The sequence below is a fragment of the Pedobacter cryoconitis genome (genome assembly GCF_001590605.1).
In the GTDB taxonomy this organism is placed as follows: domain Bacteria; phylum Bacteroidota; class Bacteroidia; order Sphingobacteriales; family Sphingobacteriaceae; genus Pedobacter; species Pedobacter cryoconitis_A.
Genome location: NZ_CP014504.1, coordinates 3,211,975 through 3,232,995, shown reverse-complemented (window position 1 = coordinate 3,232,995; position 21,021 = coordinate 3,211,975). Strand labels below are relative to the sequence as shown.

The window sequence follows — 21,021 nt, the reverse complement described above, 5'->3', positions numbered from 1 at the left end:
TGACCTGGAAGTTTCATCTTTTTATTTCTGACGGGTGCCATTGTGATTACATCTGTAGTCAGAATTGTTGCTGAAGCCGTGGATAATTTGATTAAGATACGCCCATCAAAGATAATACAAGAATTATTAAAGGCAGTTTCTTTTATCCTGTGATTGTCATTCCCCTGGTTTCTGATCTGGTATTTTGTGGTTAAGTTTTTAAGGATAATAATTCCTGTAAAACGGAACGAAGAATACGAGATGAGTACTCATGGAATTGCTTATTTCATACTAAAAGGAAGCATTCTTCCAGTAATAATGCTAAGTTTCACAATTGTAATAGAACTGATACTTCGCGCATTTATCCTTGAAGTGGAAATTCCTTTTTATCATTAAATCAATACTTTATGAATTGAAAAATGCTCATGTTTAGCTGATTTAATAACCTGATATTATGGGGCTAACGTTTTTCTGGCTGATTAATTGTTATACCATGGTGGTAACAATGCAAATCTAATCAGGGAAAATGGAGTATTTAAAAGGAATTAGTGAGACGGATATTTGTGCCGGACGATCAACCAGGAAAGAACTGTTAGAAGAGATTGCTACCCTTCAGTCTGTTTTGAATAATACTAACGTCAGTATTTTCGCTTTCGATAAAAAATTTAATTATATCGCTTTTAATAAGTCACATCAGCATACAGTAAAGATAAGAAGAGGTGTAGATATTAAAATAGGTGACAATTATCTTCTGTTGGCCAGCATGAATGGGGGGATGGATGGAGACAGAATCCATAAAATATTCACGCGGGTAATGGCAGGTGAAACCGTTGAATTCATTGAAGAGTTTACTGATCTGCGATTATGCAAGGCATCCTTCAGTATGATTTGTAATCCGATGTATGATCAGTTAGGTCAAACCTGTGGTATGACTGTATTTTGTCAGGACATTTCAGAAAAAGTAGCCCTGCAAAAAGAGGTACAAGATAAAGGCCGTATTCTAAATGGAGTATTGGACAATCTGCCCCTTATTGTTTATGAAGTTGATCCGGCAGGAATATTTACACGGTCTATAGGTTCTGGATTACAAGATTTTGGTTTGCAGAATGATGAACTTGTTGGCAAAAATGCATTTGAATATTTTCCAGCTACAGCAGATGACTTAAGGAAAGGATTGACTGGAGAATCTGGTCAGTTCATAACAAGAATGGAAGTAAGCGGCAAAGAACTCGTTTATCAAAGCAATATTTTTCCCAGCCCCGGTCAGCAGGGAAGTGTAACTTGGTTTGCCTTAAATATTACGCAGCAAAACGAAGCAGAAGCCGCGCTACTGGAAGCCAAACAACAAGCAGAGGAGGCTATGTTGGCTAAACAACAATTTCTCACCAATATGAGTCATGAAATCCGTACACCAATGAATGCGGTAATTGGTATGACCCATTTGCTCATGCAAGAAGATCCTAAACCAGGTCAGCTTGAAAACCTGAATATATTAAAGTTTTCCAGTGAGAGTTTGCTAAGTCTGATCAATGATATATTGGACTATAGTAAAATTCAATTGGGTAAAGTTAAACTTGAAAAGATAGATTTTAATTTAATTGAGCTGATTAATAGTATTAAACAAGCCCATCATTTACATGCAGAAGGAAAGGAGATCTTTTTCAATATCAATATGGATGCGGATCTGCCAGAAATGCTGTTAGGAGATCCAGTCAGATTAACCCAGATCTTAAATAACCTGATCAGTAATGCGCTGAAATTTACCAACGAAGGTTATGTGATTGTAGACCTGTCGTTGAAGAAGATAGTAGATGATCTGGTCGATATTAGTTTTACAATTACTGATACAGGGATTGGTATTGAATCGGATATGAAAGATTATATTTTCGAAAGCTTTACACAGGCGAGTGCGGATATTTCCCGTCGTTTTGGAGGAACAGGACTTGGACTGTCAATTACCAAGCGGTTAATAGAATTAAAAGGTGGCAAAATCTCTGTAGAAAGTACCTTAGGTAAAGGATCGAGTTTCTTCTTTGATTTACAGTTTAAAAAGAGCCGTAAAAAAGGTGGTTATGTCATGCCAACTTTAGTTTTTGAAAGTCTGGCTGGCATTAAGGTGCTGCTTGTGGAAGACAATGAAATTAATACCTTGGTCGCAAGTAAATTTATGAAGAAATGGGATCTGGATATCGATTACGCAATTCATGGAGCTGAAGCACTGGAAAAGATAAAGCAAAATGAATATGATTTGGTACTGATGGACTTGCAGATGCCAAAAATGGATGGTTATGAAGCGAGTACAGCTATCAGGAATTTATCAGGAAAAAGATTCAAGGAATTGCCCATTATAGCATTAACGGCCTCTGTATTAGCGGAAATAAATAATCAGGTAATGGACGCAGGCATGAATGATTATATTTCTAAACCATTTAACCCAATGGAGCTTTATTCTAAAATTGCTAAATACGTCCATAAAAGATAATACAATTGAATAGCTGTATACTGATCAGTATACAGCTATTCAATTGTATTATCTGGTTATCAATTTATACCTCGTATTCCTTTTCTACTAAGGATAGAATCAATTCTCTAACCGTTACGCCCCTTTGAGCACCTAATATTTTTAAAGCCTTTAAAGAGCTCTTTTTAAGTCTTAAAGGGTAAGTCACTATTTCTTCATCAGGTTGAACAATCTGTTTCTCCTCTTTTGTACTGCTCTCCTTTGAGGGAGAATTGAATAAAGCAGATACACCTCCTAAGTTTTTGTTATTGTCTTCTATGTCACCTAAGTTTTTCTTTGCCATGTACTTATATTTTAGCTATAATTTCTTCTGTCAGATTTGCATAATCTGTTGCAGCATTTGATGCCGGAGCATATTCGAAAATATCTATTCCTTTTAACTGTGCTTCTACCAACGCTACATTTATACGGATAGAGGTCGCAAATAATTTATCATTGAAATATTTTTTGATACTCTCCGTAATCTGCTCCGTAATAATTCTTCTTGGATTTATTTTAGTAATAAACACCCCACCAATTGTCAGGTTTTCATTGTAGTGTTTTCTGACATCAGAAATAATAGAAACCAGGCGGTCAATTCCTCTATAAGCAAAATATTCTGCTTCTAATGGGATCATAACCGTGTCTGCCGCAACCAGTGCATTGACAGTCAGCATTCCTAATGCAGGAGCACAGTCGATGAGTATATAATCATACTTTCCTTCCACAGATTTCAGCAATCTTTTCAGAATAGTTTCTCTTCCAAGTCTTGAAACCAATTCAATTTCAGCACCCAATAAATCTAAAGAGGAAGGGATAATATCCAGGTACTCCGAAATTGTTTCAATAGGTAACGCAATATCATCTTTTATACTATCATAAATAGATACTTTAACATCCCTCAGGCCTAAACCCTCTGTTAAATTTGATTGCGGGTCAATATCAATCAATAACGTTTTCTTCTTTGCACGTGCTAAACCCGCGCCAATATTAAGTGTAGAGGTCGTCTTTCCTGTACCACCTTTATGGTTTATAATCGCTATAATCTTCATGTGAATGTGTCTTTATACAATGAGACAATGATACAAAGATGTACTGATATCTTTGTGCATCCACATCTGTTTTTTTTTAAGGGTAAGATTTTCAGGCAGTTTAATTCTTTTTCGGGTTTATACCAGTTTTTGCGGCCTCATCTTTTTGTGCAGATAATCGGACAGGATAATCATAATCACTGCAACCAGGATCAATAACATGCCAAATACAAGGTTTTGTGTCACAGCTTCATTAAATGCGATCACACCCACTGCAACCGCTACCGGAGGTTCCAAAGCCCCAAGTATTGCAGTCACCGTAGAACCCACATACTGCACAGCGAATATCATAGCAACACATGATATTGCTGTAGTGGGTAATGCCAGCATAACCAGTTCCACAACTGACCTGGTATCTGGTAAAGGCTGTAAACCAGCAGTCAACTGTGCTTTGAATAGAAAAAAAACAGCGCTGGAAGCCATCACATATAAAGTAAGCTTATAACCCGACATGAATTGTATTCTCGACTTATTAACAGCAACAATATAAACTGAATAGGAAAGCGCTGCAATTAAGATGGCACCAAGTCCTAATAAATTCAGCGTCATTCCATTGTCTCCCTTATACAATAAGGAAACGCCTAAAAAGGCGATTGCAATAGCTACTACAGTAATCAGACTTACTTTTTCTCTAAAAAATACCGCTTTTGTGCTATCGTTTTGCCTGTGCATCTTTGTTGCTTGCACTCTTTATGCTGTTCAAAAAAGAGTCCTTCAGGATCGCAAAAAGGGAAATTGTCCCGATGGGTATTTTAGGTATATTATATGCTTTATCAGCGCAATATTTACTGGTGGGTTATGATTATCTGGGCGTGGGCACTGCTTCTACAATTTTATTTATATACCCGGTATTTGTCGCCATTTTAATGACGCGAATCATGAGGAATTCCTTTGCGCATTAAAGGTAAAGCAAACAGCGGTATCAGGCCAAAAGTTGCGGACGAAATACATCCCCAAAAATAGCCCTTGACTTTAGTATTCATTTAAATGTCAGGTTAGAATTTACTGGTGCCGGATTGACCACGGAAGGTATAATAATTTTCTGATTAACCTCTTTAAGCTGGAAACTATTTAAATTTATTTGACCTTTTAATAGCTCAAATGGATATAAGTTTACATTTTTGTTGGAATTTAGTATATCGTACCTAGTTCACTCTCATTTACAATCAGATTAATTCCATAAAAAATTGAAACAACTCAACGAAAAACCTGACGATAATAAGCTTAAAAGAGGCTTGCAGAACAGGCATATTCAATTGATCGCACTCGGTGGTGCAATAGGGACAGGCTTGTTTTTAGGAATAGGCCCTGCTGCAGTACTCGCTGGCCCTTCCGTAATTTTAGGGTATGCCGTAGCTGGTATCATTGCCTTTTTTATTATGCGCCAACTTGGCGAAATGGTCGTAGAAGAACCTGTGTCAGGAAGTTTTAGTCATTTTGCTTATAAATATTGGGGCTCATTCGCAGGTTTTGCTTCTGGCTGGAATTACTGGGTTCTCTATATCCTGGTGAGTATGTCAGAATTAACAGCTATTGGGATTTATGTTCACTTCTGGTGGCCTTCTATCCCTTTATGGACATCCAGTCTATTCTTTTTTCTAACCATTAATGCACTTAACCTCACCTCAGTTAAAGTTTATGGCGAAGTGGAATTCTGGTTTTCTATTGTTAAAGTCGTAGCCATTATTGCGATGATCTTTTTTGGCTGTTACCTGTTGGTTAGCGGATCTGGTGGTGAACAAGCCAGTATACAAAACCTTTGGAATGACGGCGGCTTTTTTGCGAAAGGATTGTTAAGTTCTGATGGAAAAGGTGGCTATCAGGGACTGCTCTCTGCCATTGCACTGATTATGTTTTCATTTGGTGGATTAGAACTCATTGGAATTACAGCTGCTGAAGCCGAAAATCCTGAAAAAACTATTCCTAAAGCAACAAACCAGGTTATTTACCGTATCCTTATTTTTTATGTAGGCGCACTCGTTATTCTTTTCTCTTTATCGCCCTGGAAAAATATTACCACAGACAGCAGTCCATTTGTAATGGTATTTGAAAGCTTAAAAGGATTCCAGTTTAACCTGTTTGGTCAAACTGTTTTCTTTACGAGCATCATTGCCAATGTGCTGAATATGATTGTGCTGACAGCAGCGCTTTCCGTATATAACAGTTGTGTATACAGCAACAGCCGGATGCTTTTTGGATTAGCTGAACAAGGTAACGCACCTGCTTTTTTATCAAAGCTGAATAAAAACCATGTGCCCTTAAAAGCTATCCTGGTTTCAGGACTGTTTGTAGCAATCAGTATTGTCATCAATAAACTAATGCCAGAAAAAGCACTCGGTATTTTGATGTCTTTAGTTGTTTCCTCGCTGATGATCAACTGGTTGATGATTAGTATCACGCATTTAAAATTCAGAAAACAAAAAAAAGCTGAACACATAAAAACCAAATTCCCTTCCTTTATCTATCCATTGTCCAACTATATTTGCCTGGTCTTTCTGGTTGGTATTTTAGTCATCATGTGGATTACAGGAATGAAACTTCCGGTTGAACTTATTCCTGGATGGCTGGTGCTTTTGTACCTGTGCTACCTGCTGGTTAAGCGGAAACAAAAACAACAAGCTTAAATAAAGAAGGAGTTCTGAAAATTTTCAGAACCCCTTCTTTATTTAAGAAAAGCCTTTAATTCGTGACAAACACATATAAACTTTCCAGCGTATTTCCATACTGATCCACAATCCAAATATGCTGTGAGCCTCTTAAATTGCTGAAGCTAGAACCATATATCTCAATATCAGCAGTACCATCTGCCTCAGGGAATACTAAATACTGCTCTCCCTGTACAGTATTTCCGCAAATCAGCGTATTCCCATTATCAGAAACAGGAAGACCAGATGCCTTAAACAAGTAAGGGCCACCACTTGCACTAATCACAGCAGGCCCGCTAAACCCGAAAAAAACTGCCTTTGAACTTTTCGCATCAGGAACAGCCTTAAGGCTTTGGGATGCAGGAATAAAGCTGGAAAGTGAAAGCGCCAGCAAACATGCAGAAAACGTAAGTGTAATTTTTTTCATAACAACAGGATTAATAATTAAGAATAGTCAGTTAATTACAAGTTAGTTTAATTTATCTTATTTCCAGTTCACCTCTGCTGAAAAATTGAAATTGCCACGCAGAAGTAATAAAAAATCCTACACTTGTTTTTATATACCAATCGGTATATATTTGTCCTATGAATAAGTCATACACCAAAGCTGAACGTACCCGGAACTTTATCATTGAAAGTACCGCGGTGATTTTTAATAAAAAAGGGTATGCAGGAACATCCTTATCCGATCTGACCAAAGCTACCGGTCTGACTAAAGGAAGTATCTACGGTAATTTTGAAAACAAAGAAGAAGTTGCAGTGGCGGTTTTTGATTATAACTATTCAAGAGTTGCTAATTTAACAAGCCAGGAAGTTAACAGGGCAACTACCTGTTATGATAAACTAATGGCCTATGTGCGGGTTTATCAGAAAATTATAAAAGAAACCATGAACAGGGGAGGCTGCCCGGTACTCAATACCGCAACAGAAGCTGATGATACCAATGAGTTACTAAGGAAACGAGCTGCGGACGTGGTCTTAAACTGGGAAGGTAATTTAACAGCAATCATCAAAAAAGGTATACTAAAAAAGGAATTTAAAACCAATATTGATCCCCGTAAAACAGCCTTGTCCATCATCGCACTCATAGAAGGAGGGATTATGATTTCTAATATTACCGGCGATGTGACTTCAATGGATCTGATACTGAACACCGTAGAAACACTTATTGACCAGATTGAGCGCTAAAATTTTTTTACCCTAAAATATACCAATCAGTATAATATGATTCCTTTAAAACGTCAGATCCTGTTGATTACTGTAATTGCAGCCGCGATCATGGAATTAATTGACACCTCTAGTGTAAATGTAGCGCTGAATTATATGAGGGGGAACTTAAGGGTAACCTTAGAAGATATATCCTGGGTAATTACCATTAGTTATCCCTTCGTCCGATCATTAACAAGAAACAATTAAAATATAATAGAATAAAAAGATGAAATCAACAAATAACACTATTCTGATTGCTGGCGGAACTGCTGGTATCGGATTTGAAGTCGCTAAACTATTGACAGAAAAAGGGAATCACGTGATCATAACTGGTCGTGATCAAAAACGGCTGGACACAGCTGTGGCCAAACTAGACAACGTGACTGGTATTTTATTTGATACCACACAAGAAATAGAAGTTGACCGTTTGGTGAGTAGGATTGCTGCCGATTTTCCGGCACTAAATGTAGTGATCAATAACGCAGGCCTTGTTTATACTTACGATGTGCTTGCCGGAGAGAAATCCTGGGAAAAAGCAGCAGACGAAATGAATACCAATTATATTTCCCTGATCCGTCTGACTGAAAAACTATTGCCTCAATTGATTAAACAAGAAGAAGCTGCACTGGTTAATGTCAGCTCTATCGTAGCAATCGCACCAGGCCTTCGCTTCTTGACTTATAGTGCAAGTAAAGCAGCGGTCCATTCGTATACTCAAGGATTGCGTCTGGCTTTAAAAGCTACCAATGTTAAGGTATTTGAACTAATGCCACCTTTAGTGAATACTGATTTTTCTAAAGAGATTGGTGGAGCGGAAAATGGTATTCCACCTTTACAAGTGGCTACAGAATTTTTTGAAGCTTTTAAAAATGACACCTACGAAATACACGTAGGTGGAACCGCGCAAGTTTATGAACTGGCGCGTACTTCACCTCTGGTGGCTTTAAATGCGATGAACGGTGTAGAGGCATAAGCTCTAATATATCGAAAAGAGGCTGTTTCAATCCAAAGTGCCACCAAAAAGTTAGACACTTTCTTGGGGCACTTTAGATTGAAACGGCCTTTGTCTTTTTAAAAAGAACTGTTTACTTACCCTCCTTATTAAATTTAAGCCTGATCCCTGCATTGACGAAAAAATTCCCGCCTAATTTATTGATTTGTCCATTGGTAAATAAGTTCTTGACACCGCCCTCTTTAAGATCATAATTTCTTAAAATCATATAACCGCCACCCAGTACAAAATCAAAATGTTTGCTCTTAAACTTGGTTTCCAGACCAGCAGGTAATTCCGTGTAGTTTAGGTAACGTCTATCAGGCTCAACCTTGTTCTCGGTATCAAAGCTTGTATTTTTAAACCTCACCGCTAACTTTACTTCCATCTTTTTGGTTACATCACGCGCAACGCTGACCTCAGTAGGTATATCAATATTGAATTTAAATCTGCCTTCTGTTTCCAAATGTAACATCAAACCGGGTAAAACTATAGGTGCATTAAGTGCATTCACAACAAATGCCCCAAATCCATAAGAGAATCCTGGTCGGGGAGTTTTGATAAAAAGTACACCGCCACTGATAAATATATCATGATGATCTACTGCTTTAAGATCCGTATTTATGCCAGCGGTTAACAGGCTGACCATTGCCCATTTATTTCGCATGGAGCGTAAATAAGTTACCCCTAGCATACTATTAAGTAATTTGTCTGGCATTAAATCCTGGCTATTGGATTTACCAGACATTTCAGTGTAACCGCCACTCACTATACCTGTCCATTTTTGGATTTTTTTTGTAGCAGGATCGAATTTAGCCGAAATCGGGAAACTATAATTCAGCTCAATCCTTTTCTGAGTTTTTTCTGCATTTTCTACCTGCCCGTTTTTCTGCGTGTATTTACTTTCAGGAACGTAGATTGCATTGATGTCCAACGTATTCTCCGGACCGAATTGAGCCATTGCATTGGTGCCTGTTAAAAGAAGAAGAACGATAAGCAATCTTTGGAAGAACTGATTTTTCTTAAACATAAATTTAAACGAATGAGGTATTGAATATTTGTTGAACATTTTTTCCTGTTTAGTCATAGGACAACCTCTTTGCTTTTTACCCTGACGTCACATTAAAAATTAATATTCCGCCTTTAAATCAGGTCAGAATGCTGTTGATTCTTCCTACAAGCTGTAGAGAATGTCTACAATCGGAAACAATGAACCAATTTTAAATAGCTTGGAACGAGGTTTTTAATGCTATTTTAATCTGTGGAGCGAAAATTGCTATTCTGCATCCTTAATAACTTGCTCATTACTTAAAGATTTTGTATTTCAGATGAAAAGAAACCCTTTACCGTACCTCGTATGCTTACTCGCCATGGTATTCAGCACCCACTTTGCACAAGGAGCTGCCCATAGAAAAGACCTGTCAAGTTTCAGGACAGTAGTATTCCAAACCGACACTATTCCCAAGGATTCTGTGAAAAAAGATTCCATGAAAAAGGATACTGCAAAACGTGCCGTGATCCCGGTAATTAAAGTTGTTCAGGATACTACCCGTAAAAAAGTAGTTCAGGACACGACTGTTAAAAAACCTGCACAGGATACTACTGTTAAAAAGGTAGCCCAGGATACAACTGTTAAAACGGTTATTCCGGATACTGCACCTAAAAAAGCTGTTCAGGATACGGCAGTTAAAACAGCTGTACAAGATACTGCTGGCAGCAAAGCCGTTCAGGACTCCATTACTGGTAAAGTCTCTGACGCTGGCGGACCATTAATTGGTGTAGTCATCACCGTTAAAGGTGGAAAAGATAAATCCCTTACCGATAGCAAAGGGCAATTTAAGATTGCCGCGGGCGAAAATGCAATTCTTGTATTCGCCTATATGGGCTATAAGACTAAACAAGAACCCGTCAATAAACGCAAGACCCTGAATGTGGTCATGGCAACAGAATCAAAAGTACTGAGTGAAGTACAAGTCGTTGCAACCGGATATGGAACCGTTAACCGGTCAAAACTGACCAGTTCAGTTTCCAGTATCCAGGCTGACCAGATTAAAAACGATGTGATGCCGACTATTACCCAGGCAATTCAGGGTAAAGCAGGAGGGGTACAGGTTACCCAGAAATCAGGATCACCAGGTGGTGGTTTAAATATCAGGATCAGGGGTACTACTTCGATCAATGCTGGTTCTGACCCATTATATGTAGTAGATGGTATTCCAGTGAACAGTACAACGAATTTTACAGGTGGAAGTAATTTCAACTTCGGTGGTGGTACGCAGGGAATTAATATCCTGGCTTCTATTAACCCATCAGATGTACAATCTGTAGAAATTTTGAAAGATGCAGCCTCTTCTTCAATCTACGGGGCAAGAGCAGCAAATGGTGTCGTGCTGATCACCACTAAAAAAGGTCAGCCAGGTACCAGTACCTTCAGCTTTAACGCTTACGAAGGGTTCTCAGAAGTTCCAAACGAGAGAAAATATAAGATGATGAATACTGGTGAATACCAGGATTACATGAAAGACTACTACAAATATCTGCTGGATGCCAACGGTAATCCTACCGCAGTTCCAGCACAAATATTAGCTAACCCTAACATCAACACAGACTGGCAGAAACAGATTTTCAGAACAGCGCCAACGCGTAACTATGAATTGTCTGCACGCGGAGGATCTGAAAAAACACAATACTATACATCCATTGGCTATATGCGTCAGGGAGGTGTGATTCAAAACTCTAACTTCAGCCGTTTAAGTGCCAGGATCAACCTGGATCACCAACACAGTGAAAAATTAAAATTCTCTGCCCGTGTGAATCTGACCAGAGCATTGAATGACCGTGTTCAGGAAGAAAACTCTAAAGAAGGGTCTACAAAAACAGGTATTTTTGCACCGCCAAACCTTCCTGTTTATAACCCTGATGGAAGTTATGCTTACGACCAGGTTAACACCAGTCGTGAGAATCCATTGGCCATGTTATTGCTGCCAGTTAATAAATCAGAAACATTCAGAGTATTGGCAAGCGGTTCAGCAGAATACAAATTTATGCCCGAACTGACTCTAAAAACCAGTTTTGGTGCTGACTTAAGTTATATCGATGAAACCTTCTTTATGCCACCAAACGGTATCCGTTCATTCGCAGCGCAAGGTGGAATCGGTGCACAAAGAAATACAAGAGATCAATTATGGATCAATGAAACGACACTGAGCTACCAGAAATCATTTGGTGAACATCATATTGATGCACTTGCCGGAGCTTCAGTTCAACAATCCCGCATACAATTTGTAGATGCCAGCCGTTCAAACTTCCCATCTAACGATATCGAATATATTTCTGCAGGTGGTTTAATTACCGGTGCAAATTCGTTTCCTGAAGAGTGGAGTATCGCTTCTGGTTTTTCAAGAGTTAACTATGATTACAAAGGGAAATACCTTTTAACAGCAAACTTCAGAGTAGATGGATCTTCACGTTTCGGAGTAAACAGCCGTTACGCTACTTTCCCATCATTTGGTGCTGCATGGCGCGCATCTGATGAAGACTTCCTGAAAACCAACAAAGTAATCAGCAACTTGAAATTAAGAGCAAGCTGGGGTGTTACAGGAAACCAGAACATTCCTAACTATGCGAGTTATTCTTTATATAGCGGAAGTAATAATTACCTGGGTAATCCTGGTTATTTACCAAACGTATTAGGTGATAAAGACCTGAAATGGGAAACAACCAAACAACTGGACTTTGGAGTTGACGTAGGTTTGTTTAATAACCGTATTTCTATACTTGCCGATTATTATATAAAAAATACTTCTGACCTTTTAGTTGGTGTAGTTGTGCCGACAAGTTCAGGTTTTGCAAACCGTTTTACCAATGTAGGTAAGATTCAGAATAAAGGTTTTGAATTTGAATTAACTACTCAGAATCTGGTTGGCGCATTGAAATGGAGCACTTCATTAAATATGTCATTTAACAGGAACAAAGTTGTTTCTTTACCAGGCGGAGAATTAAGTGGTGGTGTTGGTGGATTGAATATTGCCAGAGAGGGCTTGCCACTTGGTTCCTTCTATGGATGGAAGATGTCTGGTGTAAATTCTCAGACTGGTATGATTGACTATATCAAACAAGACGGTAGCCTTGGTGCACCGAACGATCCTAAAGATCGTGGGATCATTGGTAATCCAAATCCGGATTTCTATGGAGGTATCACGAATACATTTACCTATAAAAACTTTGACCTGAGCATTATGGGGCAATTCTCTTATGGAAACGATGTGTTCAATTATAACCTGGCTTCAGGGCTGGATGGAAGTAATAAAACAAGTAATGGTTTCGCAGACTGGAACAGACGCTGGAGAAATCCTGGAGAGATCACTGATATCCCAAGACCAACACCTGGAAACTTTGATAACACAGCAATCTCTGACCGTTTTGTACAGGATGGTTCGTTCTTCAGATTGAGAAATATCACGTTTGGTTATACTTTAAGTGATAAAGTTTCGGAGAAATTGAAGATCAAAAGCTTACGTGTTTACACTACCGTACAAAATGCTTTCGTATTTACTAAATACAAAGGTTATGATCCAGAAGTTAGCTCTAGCCATGGCGGTGCCAATGCTGGTTTGACTTACGGCTATGATTACGGTAGTTATCCGCAGCCAAGGATCTTTACTGCAGGTATCAATTTAACTTTCTAAGAACAACCCTATTCAACAGCACATGAAGACGATTTCAAAATATATTTTACTAGCAGCCGTGTCCTTAAGCTTTACGTCCTGTAAAAAATTCCTGGACAGGGAACCTATTGCACAGATTACCCCTGATAATATTTTCAATTCACAACAAGGAGCCCAATCGGCAGTAATGGGGATGTACAGAACACAATTGGGCGCTAATTCTTACGGACAATCCCTGATTATTGTTCCTGAATTTTCGGCCAGGCACGTGAATCACGTATCCAGCTTTCCTGAATATGTGGACTTTAAAACAAATACAATCCGTATTGATAATCCATGGGTACAGAGTATCTGGACAACAGGTTATGCAGCGATCAATGCAGCAAATAATATTGTGGTTAAAGTAGCTGCAATGCCAGAAACTGCAATTGCCGCCGATAAAAGACAGCAATTCATCAGAGAGGCACAATTTATCAGAGCTTTGACTTATTTTAACTTAGTCAGAGCATTTGGAGATGTTCCTTTGATCTTAACGCCAACCGGAGAAACTGACAACCTTAAAGTACCACGTAATACCGTAGCAGAAGTTTATGCGAAAATCATTGCAGACTTGATAGAAGCTACTAATTTGCCGAATGCTTATGCTAACATTTCAGAAACAAAAGGCAGAGTAACAGGTAATGCAGCCAAAGCTTTGCTGGCTAAAGTTTATTTATACAACGGAAGCGTGACGAATACTTATGCAGAAGCAGCAAGATTAGCGAAGGACGTGATTGCGACAAGCGGAGCAAGTATGCCGGTTGACTTTGGGTCGGTATGGACTACAAAAAACACTTCAGAATCAATTTTTGAATTGCAGTTTGATGCACAGGCTACCAATCCACTCGCGACAGTAAGTAATCCGAATGCCTCTGCTTTATTTTATGCAGAAGGTAAATCAATCGCTGATTTATATGAAGCAGCAGATAAAAGGAAAGACTTTACTGTTTACCAGAATACGCCGGCAGATCCGAGATACTATATCGGCAAGTACAGAATATTTAACCCGGCTATTCAAAATGTACCGGTTATCCGTATTGCAGAAATTTACCTGATCCATGCAGAGGCTCAGGCCCGCGTAGATGGGGCGGTGAGTGCAGCAGCATATGATTCTTATAAAAAGGTACGTGACAGAGCTGGAATCACGACTCCTGACATTTCTACTTTTACTACGCTTGCAGCATTCATCACTGCCGTACAAAAAGAGAAGAGAAAAGAGATGATGTTTGAAGGAGAAGCGTGGTTTGACTATTGCAGAACCGGTTTAGCATTGACAGATATGATGACTAAACCAGATGCTAATTACTATTTATATCCTATTCCTGATGCAGAACGCAGAAATAATCCAACCTTGACCCAAAATAAAGGGTACTAGATTGATTTACAGGTTTATAAAATGAAAAGAGAGGTTTTTGCCTCTCTTTTCATTTTAAAGAGAAACTACTATTGGCCTGAAAACTATGCCATTAGATTTTCAGGCTACACAGCTTAACTCATAGAATTGTAACTCTTTTAGGATGTTATTGCTGTTTAAATAGATTTAATGCATATTTAAGAAAGAATTAGCCATTATACTATGTTAGGAGAATTAATCGAAAAGGAGTCAATAGACGTAAGTGAAATTATAGCAGCAGATCAGAACCACATTGAAGAATTAAAAGATAAGCTCAGTGGTGCTCAGCGTTTAGGCAATGAATTCAAATCAAAAGCAGACATTACATTTAATACCAAATTTGGTCCAAAGACTGTGAATACGACAGTATGGTCAGTTACAGAGAAATATATTCAGCTGAAAAACGGAATTCATATTCCTTTGACCAGCCTGATTGATATAGCTTTTTAAGCGATGACCTGAGTGTATTGTTTTCCGCAGTAAACACTGTTGGAAACAGCATCACTCAGGACATCTTTAAATAGCAGGAATATTTTCAGGTTTGACCAGCTCTCCGTCAGCCACCAATACCGTATCACAGTTGATTTCCTGTTCAGGAAACTCTCCTTTAATACCATGTAACAGATTCACAGATCTGGCCGCATTGTTTGCAGTCATATTGCGTTCAGTCCCTTTTTGTGGATCAAGTCATAAACTTGTAGATCAGGGATTAAATTTCAAGTTTTGGGTTTGATATTTTTTGAGTTCAAAGCAGCTGGTTACGATTCTTTAATAAGCTAATTACTGCCTGATTTTATAGTTCAATATATCAGTATTAAACGCCCTGATTACTTTGATAAGAGATCGGCCAACCCTTCAGCGGAATTCTCAGGGAGAGGAAAGATCCTGATTTTTCCAGGCTTGCTACTTTGACGAAAGTTCTCTGATGCCTCTGGGTTTCCATTGCTTGTTTCCTTATGCCCGGTACAGAACTTTTGAAACAACTTGTACACCAAACTGCTGCTTTAAAAATGAAATCGTCCAGGATTCCCTTTGAAAATTTACCCGTTAAACTTCCCATAATAAATAATTGCTTTTCCACCAATGTAAGCTATTCGCGTTAAAGATTATCCTGATGCGTAAAAAATGGCCGTAATTGTCCGCAGCTGTCTGCAATTGTCCGCAGTTGTCCATGGGTTAGTCAAAGGGGGTATTATAATTTCATGAATCTTCAACTAGTTATGGTTTGGTTGTGCCTGAGTGGTGGTCGGGATGACACCAGGTTGTAAACGGGCTTTAACTATGGCAAGTCCAAGTCATTTCAACTAGTTGTTTTGACTTGGACTTGCCATGCTCTCGCGTTACTTTAGCACTGCTCTTACCCTAACGAGTACCCGACCAGTACCCGACCAGTACCCGACCAGTACCCGGGCAGTACCCGGCTGATATAGCTTTATTATTTAGCTATTTTGAATTTACTTGTCAGTAAGTTAGGTAGGTATTTTTATGCTGTTTGTATGGTTGTTTATAGGGGGGGTACAATGTTTCAGCTGTTAAATAGTTGGAATAGTTCCTCCGTCAATTACATATTCAGTTCCTGATAAATAGTTTGCACGTGGAGAGACAAGGAATCCTACAAGTTCAGCAACTTCTTCTGGTTTGGCTGGCCTGCCCATCGGGATACCTCCCAATGAATTCATCACTTGTTGAGTTGCGCTTTCTATGGTATCTCCTGAACTTTCCGCTAAGCGCTCCATCATCCTTATAGCCGCTTCTGTCTGTATCCAGCCCGGTGATACGGTTAATACGCGTATACCTTTTGGAGTAACCTCTTTTGATAACCCTTTGCTGTAATTGATCAGTCCGGCTTTAGCGGCTGCATAAGGTAAAGTAGAATCAGGTAATGGCAGTCTTCCCTGTATCGAGGCGATATGTATAATGACTCCTGAGCCCTTTGCTAACATGGAAGGTAACAAACCCCTATCGAGCCTTACAGGAGCCAGTAGATTAGTTTGAAGTGTTTCTGACCAATGCTCGTCTGATAGTGCTGCAAATCCACCGCCAGGGGTTTCTGAGCCACCGAGATTGTTAATCAGGATGTCTATTCCACCATATTCCGCTAAGATTGCTGCGGTTAATTTTTCGGTGCCTTCTGGTTTACTTAGATCTGCTGGGATGAAGTGGAAACCGGGTTTCACATCCTCTGATTTATTTCTTGCAGTGATGATTACTTTTGCTCCTGCAAGAGCTAGTCTTTCTGCAATTGCCTTTCCTGTTCCTTTTGTCCCGCCTGTTACGAGTGCTATCTGACCAGATAATTCGTTGTACATATTCATAATTAATGTTTGTTGATGAGCTCAAAGATCGGGTGTCTGATCAGTTGGCACAATTACGGATAAACGAATCGGATAGGGTTAAATTTATCCGTATTGACAGATTTTGGGCAATACGCTATCTTTAGCGCATGTATCAGAAAAAGATAGTACAGAACTATGATTGCGGACTTGATTTAGTAGGGGAGGTTTTATATGGAAAATGGAAAATAAGATTACTTTATTTTATCAATGAAGGGCATATCCGGCCCAGTCAGCTGCAAAGAAAAATTCCGGGGGCTTCACGCCGGGTTTTAAATGTTCAGTTAAATGAGCTGGAAAAACACGAACTGATTTCGAAGGTTATTTTTCCAGTACTTCCACCGAAAGTAGAGTACAGTTTGACTGCATTTGGCCGGAGTTTAATTCCATTAATTCATTCCATAGGATTATGGGGCGATGAACATGAAGAGAAGTTAAGGGGAATACTTACAAAAAATTAGTCAGGCAATGTGACCAACCCATAGCCAGCTTAATATCTTAGTTGACAACTTTTCATTTTGGTTAAGCATATCCTTGATTTGGTTAGGATTGCCGGATAATGATTGCACAATTTTGTTCAATCATTAATCCTAATCTTATGGCAAATCAGATTGAATCATTAACAAATAACAAACCTGTTGCGCTAGTCACAGGTGCCAATCAGGGCGTAGGTTTTCAAATCGCTAAAGCACTTGCAAACAACGGCTATATTGTTTATCTCGGTTCACGTAACCTGGGCAACGGAGAAAAGGCCGCTGCTGAGATCGGCATTGCAGCGCATGCGATACAGCTGGATGTAACCCAGCAATCCACCATTAACGCAGCGGTTGAGCGTATAGAAAAAGAATCCGGGCACCTCGACCTGCTGGTAAATAATGCAGCAATATCTCATGCAGGTAAACCCGGCAGGACGTTGGAAGAGACATCGGAAGATGGCAAAGCCATTAAGGCATCGCTTGACGAGGTACGGACGGTTTGGGAAACTAATGTCTCTTTGGAGTTATTGCCGTTACACAAGCAACACTGCCCTTACTTCGCAAATCAACAGCTGCCCGTATTGTTAACGTGTCAAGCTTACAGAACAAGATTTTTTGAAGGATAATTAGAAATTTATATGCAGCCTAAAAGTATTTGATATCAAAAGATTTGGTATTTTTGTCTTAATGCCTCAATATGAACTTAATAAAATCTGGATCTTCCGTATAACCCACATAGATAATGTTCGTTATGCGTTAACGCAAGGGCTATTCAATTATGGGCATGTTCAGGCAGATCCTGGTTACATCAATATTGGCGATTCAAATCTGATCCAACAAAGGCATGATCACTTGGTCAGAGTGAATCCACCAAATGAACATCTTGGCGACTATGTCCCTTTTTATTTCGGACCGCTTTCTCCAATGTTACTTAATATCAAGACTGGTCAGAGAAATATTACCCAACGCCATCAACAAGATATTGTTTATCTTTATTGCAATCTGGAGAGCATCATCAATAATTGTGCTGAATGGTGCTTCACAGATGGACATGCTAAAACGGCCATTACCGCGTTTTATAATGATATAGAGGATATGGATCAGATAGATCTCGATCTCGCCCGGGAGCGATACTGGCACCCCATTGATGAAGATCTGGACAGAATGAGAAAGAAACAAGCCGAATTCCTGGTCAAGTATTCTGTCCTGCCGAATTGTATCAGCAATATAGTTGTCTATAATGAGGAAAGACAGGTGCAGATACAACAGATTAAAGAAGAACTTAATCTAAATTTGAATATATACATAAATCCCAAAGGCAGATATTATTACTAATGAAATATATTAAAGGTAATTTACTGGACGCCCCAACACAGGCATTGGTCAATACAGTCAACACGGTTGGTGTAATGGGGAAGGGTATTGCCCTGCAATTCAAAGAACGCTTCCCGCTGAATTTTAAGATCTATCGGGAGGAATGCAGAAAAGGTTCAGTAGTACCCGGAAAATTATTGATCGTTAAGGATGCTACTCTGGAAGGTGAAAGAACTATTATCAATTTTCCGACTAAGACGGAGTGGTATAAGAAATCCCAATACAGCTATATTGAGGAAGGACTAAAAGAATTAGCCAGGGTTATTGTTGAAAGTGGGATAAAGAGCATTGCAGTCCCGCCGTTGGGCTGCGGTAACGGTGGACTTAAATGGGAAAAGGTAAAATCTATGATAGAACAGTATCTCAGCGGAATTGAGGATGTTGAGATAATAATTTATGAGCCAAATGATCAGGTTAAGCAAATTCTAAAGCAGCAGAATCTCAATAAAGATGTTAAGTTGACGCCAGCCAAGGCTATATTGCTTTATGCGATGTTCTATTATGATTCCCTGGGAGAAAATACTAGTCTCTTTATAGCAAATAAACTTACGTATTTTCTTCAAAGACTAGGAGAAAGTAACTTCAGGAGATTAAAGTTTCAGGCACTTCATTATGGTCCGTACAGTGTTCAGATAGAGCATATGGTTCAGGCGATGAACGGTAGTTTTATAAGGGGCCTTGAGCAGAATGAATTAAAGGCTTTTGAGCCTTTTGATCTTCAATATTCCAGACTTGCCGAGATTTCTGAATTCGTAAAAAAAGAGCTTACTGCCGAGCAGCAGAATATTATTAAACAATTGGTTAAGCTTATTGATGGCTTTCAGTCAGCACTCTCTATTGAGATACTCGCTTCCCTGGATTTTGTCAAAAAAGAGAATCCTGGGATAAGTAAGGAGGAAGCTGCCATCTTAGTTAAATGGTCTGAAAGAAAGAAAAAGCTCTTTAAGGATAAGTACATAGATATTGCATGGAATCATCTTCTCCATTATGGTGCACAGTTGAACTTTGGTTAAATCATTAAACTTTTTGCGCATTCTTTTCTTCAATCCACAAAGACATATACTTCGTGCTATTTGCAGTATGGTGCAGCAAAATCTGTCCGAAGAAATTGCGCTTGCGATGAGCTGTTAAATTCAGAGACAAATTTTGGAGGAATTCAATAAATGGCTGAGTAAACGTTGATTTTCCATAACGTTCATTAATAATCCGTACCCCATTTTGTTGTGCCCGGAACCACCAGACTTTGTCCTGATATAGCTGGACTGCCCGGTTGATAAAAAGAAAAGGATCGTCTGCAATCACCCCGTTCCATTCCAGATTTCCTTTCATTGCTTCAGCACCTATAGAAGTGGTCACAGCTGGAGTCCCTGCTTGCATGGCATCAATAAATTTTCCTTTAACACCTGCGCCAAACTGGATAGGTGCCAGTACTATTTTATGCTTTGAAATTGTTTTCCGGGCATCTTTTGCACGGCCATGCACGTAGAATTTCTCTTTTTCATTGTGCAGTTGCATCACCTTTTGAGAAGCGTAAGCACCGTAGATGTGGAGTTTAGCTTGTGGCAGCTTTTTTCTGAGCTCAGGCCATACTTTTGTCTTTAGTATTTGAACAGTATTCCAGTTGGGTTCATGAAGGAAATTGCCAATAAACATAAACCCTTCGCGTTCTTCAAATGGTTTCCATCCCTGAATATCTTTTGCAGTGAGTTCTTCTTCTAAAAATGGCAGGTAGTACATTAAAGATGGGTCTATACGGAATTGCTCCTGCAGGATCTCTATCTCTGATTCCGAAATCATTAAAGATAAATCACAACGTAATATAGCGGCAATCTCTCTTTTAGCCAGATCAGTAAACAGTTCCAGTGGACTGTGTGTCTTGATCGCTTGCTGACGCGCATAACGTAAACAATGCAGATCTTCTGTATCGAGTATCCTGATCGCATCCGGACATTCCTGCTGTACTCTCCATCCGTATTGTTCCTCGGCCATAAAGCGGTCAAAAAGTATAACATCGGGACTGGTCTCCTGCAGAAAAGTATTAAAACTGCTATCATTTAATTTGATCTCCTGCTCAGTTACACCGATAGCAGGTAAGTCAAAGCTAAATTCACTTTTTGAGGCACTACAAGCAAATATTGCTGTATAACCTTGAGAAAGAAATAGATTGATTAACTGAATTATTCTTGTACCCGCTGCCGAAGAAGTAGGTTCAGGCCAGACCAATCCAATAATCAATACACTCTTTTTAGACATTCCTTTAAAATTTATGCAAAAATAGAGGTTTTTAGCGCAGATTCTCTAAACAGCGCATTAAACAATGTGAT

22 protein-coding genes are annotated in these 21,021 nt (G+C 39.1%); 13 read left to right on the top strand and 9 right to left on the bottom strand.

The genetic code is table 11. The features are described 5' to 3' along the window. Positions 1 to 505 precede the first annotated feature (505 nt). Positions 506 to 2,461 carry an ATP-binding protein gene (locus AY601_RS13485; RefSeq protein ID WP_068401946.1) on the top strand — a complete coding sequence of 652 codons (1,956 nt, stop codon included), beginning with the start codon at positions 506 to 508 and terminating at the stop codon, positions 2,459 to 2,461. 64 nt (positions 2,462 to 2,525) lie between these two features. Here AY601_RS13485 and AY601_RS13480 read toward each other — a convergent pair whose 3' ends face one another. The 3 genes from AY601_RS13480 to AY601_RS13470 form a co-directional block, all read right to left on the bottom strand. After that, the gene (locus AY601_RS13480; RefSeq protein ID WP_068401944.1) at positions 2,526 to 2,783 is read right to left on the bottom strand and encodes a hypothetical protein; all 258 of its coding nucleotides are present in this window, start codon (positions 2,781 to 2,783) and stop codon (positions 2,526 to 2,528) included. A 4-nt stretch (positions 2,784 to 2,787) separates the two neighbouring features. Then, positions 2,788 to 3,531, bottom strand: a complete 744-nt coding sequence (locus tag AY601_RS13475; RefSeq protein WP_068401942.1) for a ParA family protein — start codon at positions 3,529 to 3,531, stop codon at positions 2,788 to 2,790. A 117-nt stretch (positions 3,532 to 3,648) separates the two neighbouring features. Further along, entirely contained in the window at positions 3,649 to 4,257 is a 609-nt protein-coding gene (locus AY601_RS13470) for a DMT family transporter (RefSeq protein ID WP_232324594.1), read from the bottom strand. A gap of 5 nt (positions 4,258 to 4,262) precedes the next feature. Here AY601_RS13470 and AY601_RS26350 point away from each other — a divergent pair, with 5 nt between their 5' ends. Both AY601_RS26350 and AY601_RS13460 read left to right on the top strand, forming a co-directional pair. Continuing rightward, entirely contained in the window at positions 4,263 to 4,472 is a 210-nt protein-coding gene (locus AY601_RS26350; protein WP_068401938.1) for a hypothetical protein, read from the top strand. A gap of 285 nt (positions 4,473 to 4,757) precedes the next feature. After that, on the top strand, positions 4,758 to 6,194 hold the full coding sequence (locus AY601_RS13460) for an amino acid permease (protein WP_068401936.1): 1,437 nt from the start codon (positions 4,758 to 4,760) through the stop codon (positions 6,192 to 6,194). Between the two features lie 55 nt (positions 6,195 to 6,249). Here AY601_RS13460 and AY601_RS13455 read toward each other — a convergent pair whose 3' ends face one another. Further along, on the bottom strand, positions 6,250 to 6,642 hold the full coding sequence (locus AY601_RS13455) for a hypothetical protein (RefSeq protein ID WP_068401934.1): 393 nt from the start codon (positions 6,640 to 6,642) through the stop codon (positions 6,250 to 6,252). A 158-nt stretch (positions 6,643 to 6,800) separates the two neighbouring features. Here AY601_RS13455 and AY601_RS13450 point away from each other — a divergent pair, with 158 nt between their 5' ends. The 3 genes from AY601_RS13450 to AY601_RS13440 are packed head-to-tail and all read left to right on the top strand — an operon-like array spanning position 6,801 to position 8,397. Continuing rightward, positions 6,801 to 7,403 (top strand): TetR/AcrR family transcriptional regulator, encoded by a 603-nt coding sequence (locus AY601_RS13450; protein WP_068401932.1) that lies wholly within the window; start codon positions 6,801 to 6,803, stop codon positions 7,401 to 7,403. A gap of 36 nt (positions 7,404 to 7,439) precedes the next feature. After that, positions 7,440 to 7,631, top strand: a complete 192-nt coding sequence (locus AY601_RS13445) for a hypothetical protein (RefSeq protein WP_068401930.1) — start codon at positions 7,440 to 7,442, stop codon at positions 7,629 to 7,631. 19 nt (positions 7,632 to 7,650) lie between these two features. Next, positions 7,651 to 8,397: an SDR family oxidoreductase gene (locus AY601_RS13440; protein WP_068401928.1), complete on the top strand. Its 747-nt coding sequence runs from the start codon at positions 7,651 to 7,653 to the stop codon at positions 8,395 to 8,397. Positions 8,398 to 8,509: 112 nt separating this feature from the next. Here AY601_RS13440 and AY601_RS13435 read toward each other — a convergent pair whose 3' ends face one another. Then, positions 8,510 to 9,445: a DUF6268 family outer membrane beta-barrel protein gene (locus AY601_RS13435; RefSeq protein ID WP_068401926.1), complete on the bottom strand. Its 936-nt coding sequence runs from the start codon at positions 9,443 to 9,445 to the stop codon at positions 8,510 to 8,512. Between the two features lie 298 nt (positions 9,446 to 9,743). Here AY601_RS13435 and AY601_RS13430 point away from each other — a divergent pair, with 298 nt between their 5' ends. The 3 genes from AY601_RS13430 to AY601_RS13420 all read left to right on the top strand — a co-directional run bounded on the left by AY601_RS13430 (position 9,744) and on the right by AY601_RS13420 (position 14,964). Further along, positions 9,744 to 13,103 carry a SusC/RagA family TonB-linked outer membrane protein gene (locus AY601_RS13430; RefSeq protein WP_084359252.1) on the top strand — a complete coding sequence of 1,120 codons (3,360 nt, stop codon included), beginning with the start codon at positions 9,744 to 9,746 and terminating at the stop codon, positions 13,101 to 13,103. 22 nt (positions 13,104 to 13,125) lie between these two features. After that, positions 13,126 to 14,496 (top strand): RagB/SusD family nutrient uptake outer membrane protein, encoded by a 1,371-nt coding sequence (locus AY601_RS13425; protein WP_068401924.1) that lies wholly within the window; start codon positions 13,126 to 13,128, stop codon positions 14,494 to 14,496. 201 nt (positions 14,497 to 14,697) lie between these two features. After that, positions 14,698 to 14,964: a hypothetical protein gene (locus AY601_RS13420; RefSeq protein WP_068401922.1), complete on the top strand. Its 267-nt coding sequence runs from the start codon at positions 14,698 to 14,700 to the stop codon at positions 14,962 to 14,964. Positions 14,965 to 15,030: 66 nt separating this feature from the next. Here the strand turns inward: AY601_RS13420 and AY601_RS25690 are convergent, their stop codons facing one another. The 3 genes from AY601_RS25690 to AY601_RS13410 all read right to left on the bottom strand — a co-directional run bounded on the left by AY601_RS25690 (position 15,031) and on the right by AY601_RS13410 (position 16,829). After that, positions 15,031 to 15,171 carry a hypothetical protein gene (locus AY601_RS25690; RefSeq protein ID WP_157287907.1) on the bottom strand — a complete coding sequence of 47 codons (141 nt, stop codon included), beginning with the start codon at positions 15,169 to 15,171 and terminating at the stop codon, positions 15,031 to 15,033. Positions 15,172 to 15,328: 157 nt separating this feature from the next. After that, on the bottom strand, positions 15,329 to 15,595 hold the full coding sequence (locus tag AY601_RS13415) for a hypothetical protein (protein ID WP_157287905.1): 267 nt from the start codon (positions 15,593 to 15,595) through the stop codon (positions 15,329 to 15,331). Positions 15,596 to 16,046: 451 nt separating this feature from the next. Beyond that, positions 16,047 to 16,829: an SDR family oxidoreductase gene (locus AY601_RS13410; protein WP_068401918.1), complete on the bottom strand. Its 783-nt coding sequence runs from the start codon at positions 16,827 to 16,829 to the stop codon at positions 16,047 to 16,049. A gap of 128 nt (positions 16,830 to 16,957) precedes the next feature. Between AY601_RS13410 and AY601_RS13405 the strand changes: the two genes are divergently transcribed. From AY601_RS13405 to darG, 4 genes are all read left to right on the top strand, one after another. Further along, complete coding sequence (locus AY601_RS13405) at positions 16,958 to 17,308, top strand: winged helix-turn-helix transcriptional regulator (protein WP_068401916.1); 351 nt, start codon at positions 16,958 to 16,960, stop codon at positions 17,306 to 17,308. Between the two features lie 137 nt (positions 17,309 to 17,445). Next, complete coding sequence (locus AY601_RS13400) at positions 17,446 to 17,949, top strand: SDR family oxidoreductase (protein ID WP_232324593.1); 504 nt, start codon at positions 17,446 to 17,448, stop codon at positions 17,947 to 17,949. 61 nt (positions 17,950 to 18,010) lie between these two features. Continuing rightward, positions 18,011 to 18,658 carry a DUF4433 domain-containing protein gene (gene darT, locus AY601_RS13395; RefSeq protein WP_068401914.1) on the top strand — a complete coding sequence of 216 codons (648 nt, stop codon included), beginning with the start codon at positions 18,011 to 18,013 and terminating at the stop codon, positions 18,656 to 18,658. Further along, positions 18,658 to 19,710 carry a macro domain-containing protein gene (gene darG, locus AY601_RS13390; protein ID WP_068401912.1) on the top strand — a complete coding sequence of 351 codons (1,053 nt, stop codon included), beginning with the start codon at positions 18,658 to 18,660 and terminating at the stop codon, positions 19,708 to 19,710. Before darT ends, darG begins: the two co-directional genes overlap by 1 nt. 4 nt (positions 19,711 to 19,714) lie before the next feature. Here darG and AY601_RS13385 read toward each other — a convergent pair whose 3' ends face one another. After that, positions 19,715 to 20,950, bottom strand: a complete 1,236-nt coding sequence (locus tag AY601_RS13385) for a glycosyltransferase (protein WP_068401910.1) — start codon at positions 20,948 to 20,950, stop codon at positions 19,715 to 19,717. Positions 20,951 to 21,021 lie beyond the last annotated feature (71 nt).

Coding starts and splice junctions, on each gene's coding strand:
- AY601_RS13485 (WP_068401946.1), top strand. CDS start 506: ATGGAGTATTTAAAAGGAATTAGTGAGACGGATATTTGTGCCGGACGA.
- AY601_RS13480 (WP_068401944.1), bottom strand. CDS start 2,783: ATGGCAAAGAAAAACTTAGGTGACATAGAAGACAATAACAAAAACTTA.
- AY601_RS13475 (WP_068401942.1), bottom strand. CDS start 3,531: ATGAAGATTATAGCGATTATAAACCATAAAGGTGGTACAGGAAAGACG.
- AY601_RS26350 (WP_068401938.1), top strand. CDS start 4,263: ATGCTGTTCAAAAAAGAGTCCTTCAGGATCGCAAAAAGGGAAATTGTC.
- AY601_RS13455 (WP_068401934.1), bottom strand. CDS start 6,642: ATGAAAAAAATTACACTTACGTTTTCTGCATGTTTGCTGGCGCTTTCA.
- AY601_RS13450 (WP_068401932.1), top strand. CDS start 6,801: ATGAATAAGTCATACACCAAAGCTGAACGTACCCGGAACTTTATCATT.
- AY601_RS13445 (WP_068401930.1), top strand. CDS start 7,440: ATGATTCCTTTAAAACGTCAGATCCTGTTGATTACTGTAATTGCAGCC.
- AY601_RS13440 (WP_068401928.1), top strand. CDS start 7,651: ATGAAATCAACAAATAACACTATTCTGATTGCTGGCGGAACTGCTGGT.
- AY601_RS13435 (WP_068401926.1), bottom strand. CDS start 9,445: ATGTTTAAGAAAAATCAGTTCTTCCAAAGATTGCTTATCGTTCTTCTT.
- AY601_RS13430 (WP_084359252.1), top strand. CDS start 9,744: ATGAAAAGAAACCCTTTACCGTACCTCGTATGCTTACTCGCCATGGTA.
- AY601_RS13425 (WP_068401924.1), top strand. CDS start 13,126: ATGAAGACGATTTCAAAATATATTTTACTAGCAGCCGTGTCCTTAAGC.
- AY601_RS13420 (WP_068401922.1), top strand. CDS start 14,698: ATGTTAGGAGAATTAATCGAAAAGGAGTCAATAGACGTAAGTGAAATT.
- AY601_RS25690 (WP_157287907.1), bottom strand. CDS start 15,171: ATGACTGCAAACAATGCGGCCAGATCTGTGAATCTGTTACATGGTATT.
- AY601_RS13410 (WP_068401918.1), bottom strand. CDS start 16,829: ATGAATATGTACAACGAATTATCTGGTCAGATAGCACTCGTAACAGGC.
- AY601_RS13405 (WP_068401916.1), top strand. CDS start 16,958: ATGTATCAGAAAAAGATAGTACAGAACTATGATTGCGGACTTGATTTA.
- AY601_RS13400 (WP_232324593.1), top strand. CDS start 17,446: ATGGCAAATCAGATTGAATCATTAACAAATAACAAACCTGTTGCGCTA.
- darT (WP_068401914.1), top strand. CDS start 18,011: ATGCCTCAATATGAACTTAATAAAATCTGGATCTTCCGTATAACCCAC.
- darG (WP_068401912.1), top strand. CDS start 18,658: ATGAAATATATTAAAGGTAATTTACTGGACGCCCCAACACAGGCATTG.
- AY601_RS13385 (WP_068401910.1), bottom strand. CDS start 20,950: ATGTCTAAAAAGAGTGTATTGATTATTGGATTGGTCTGGCCTGAACCT.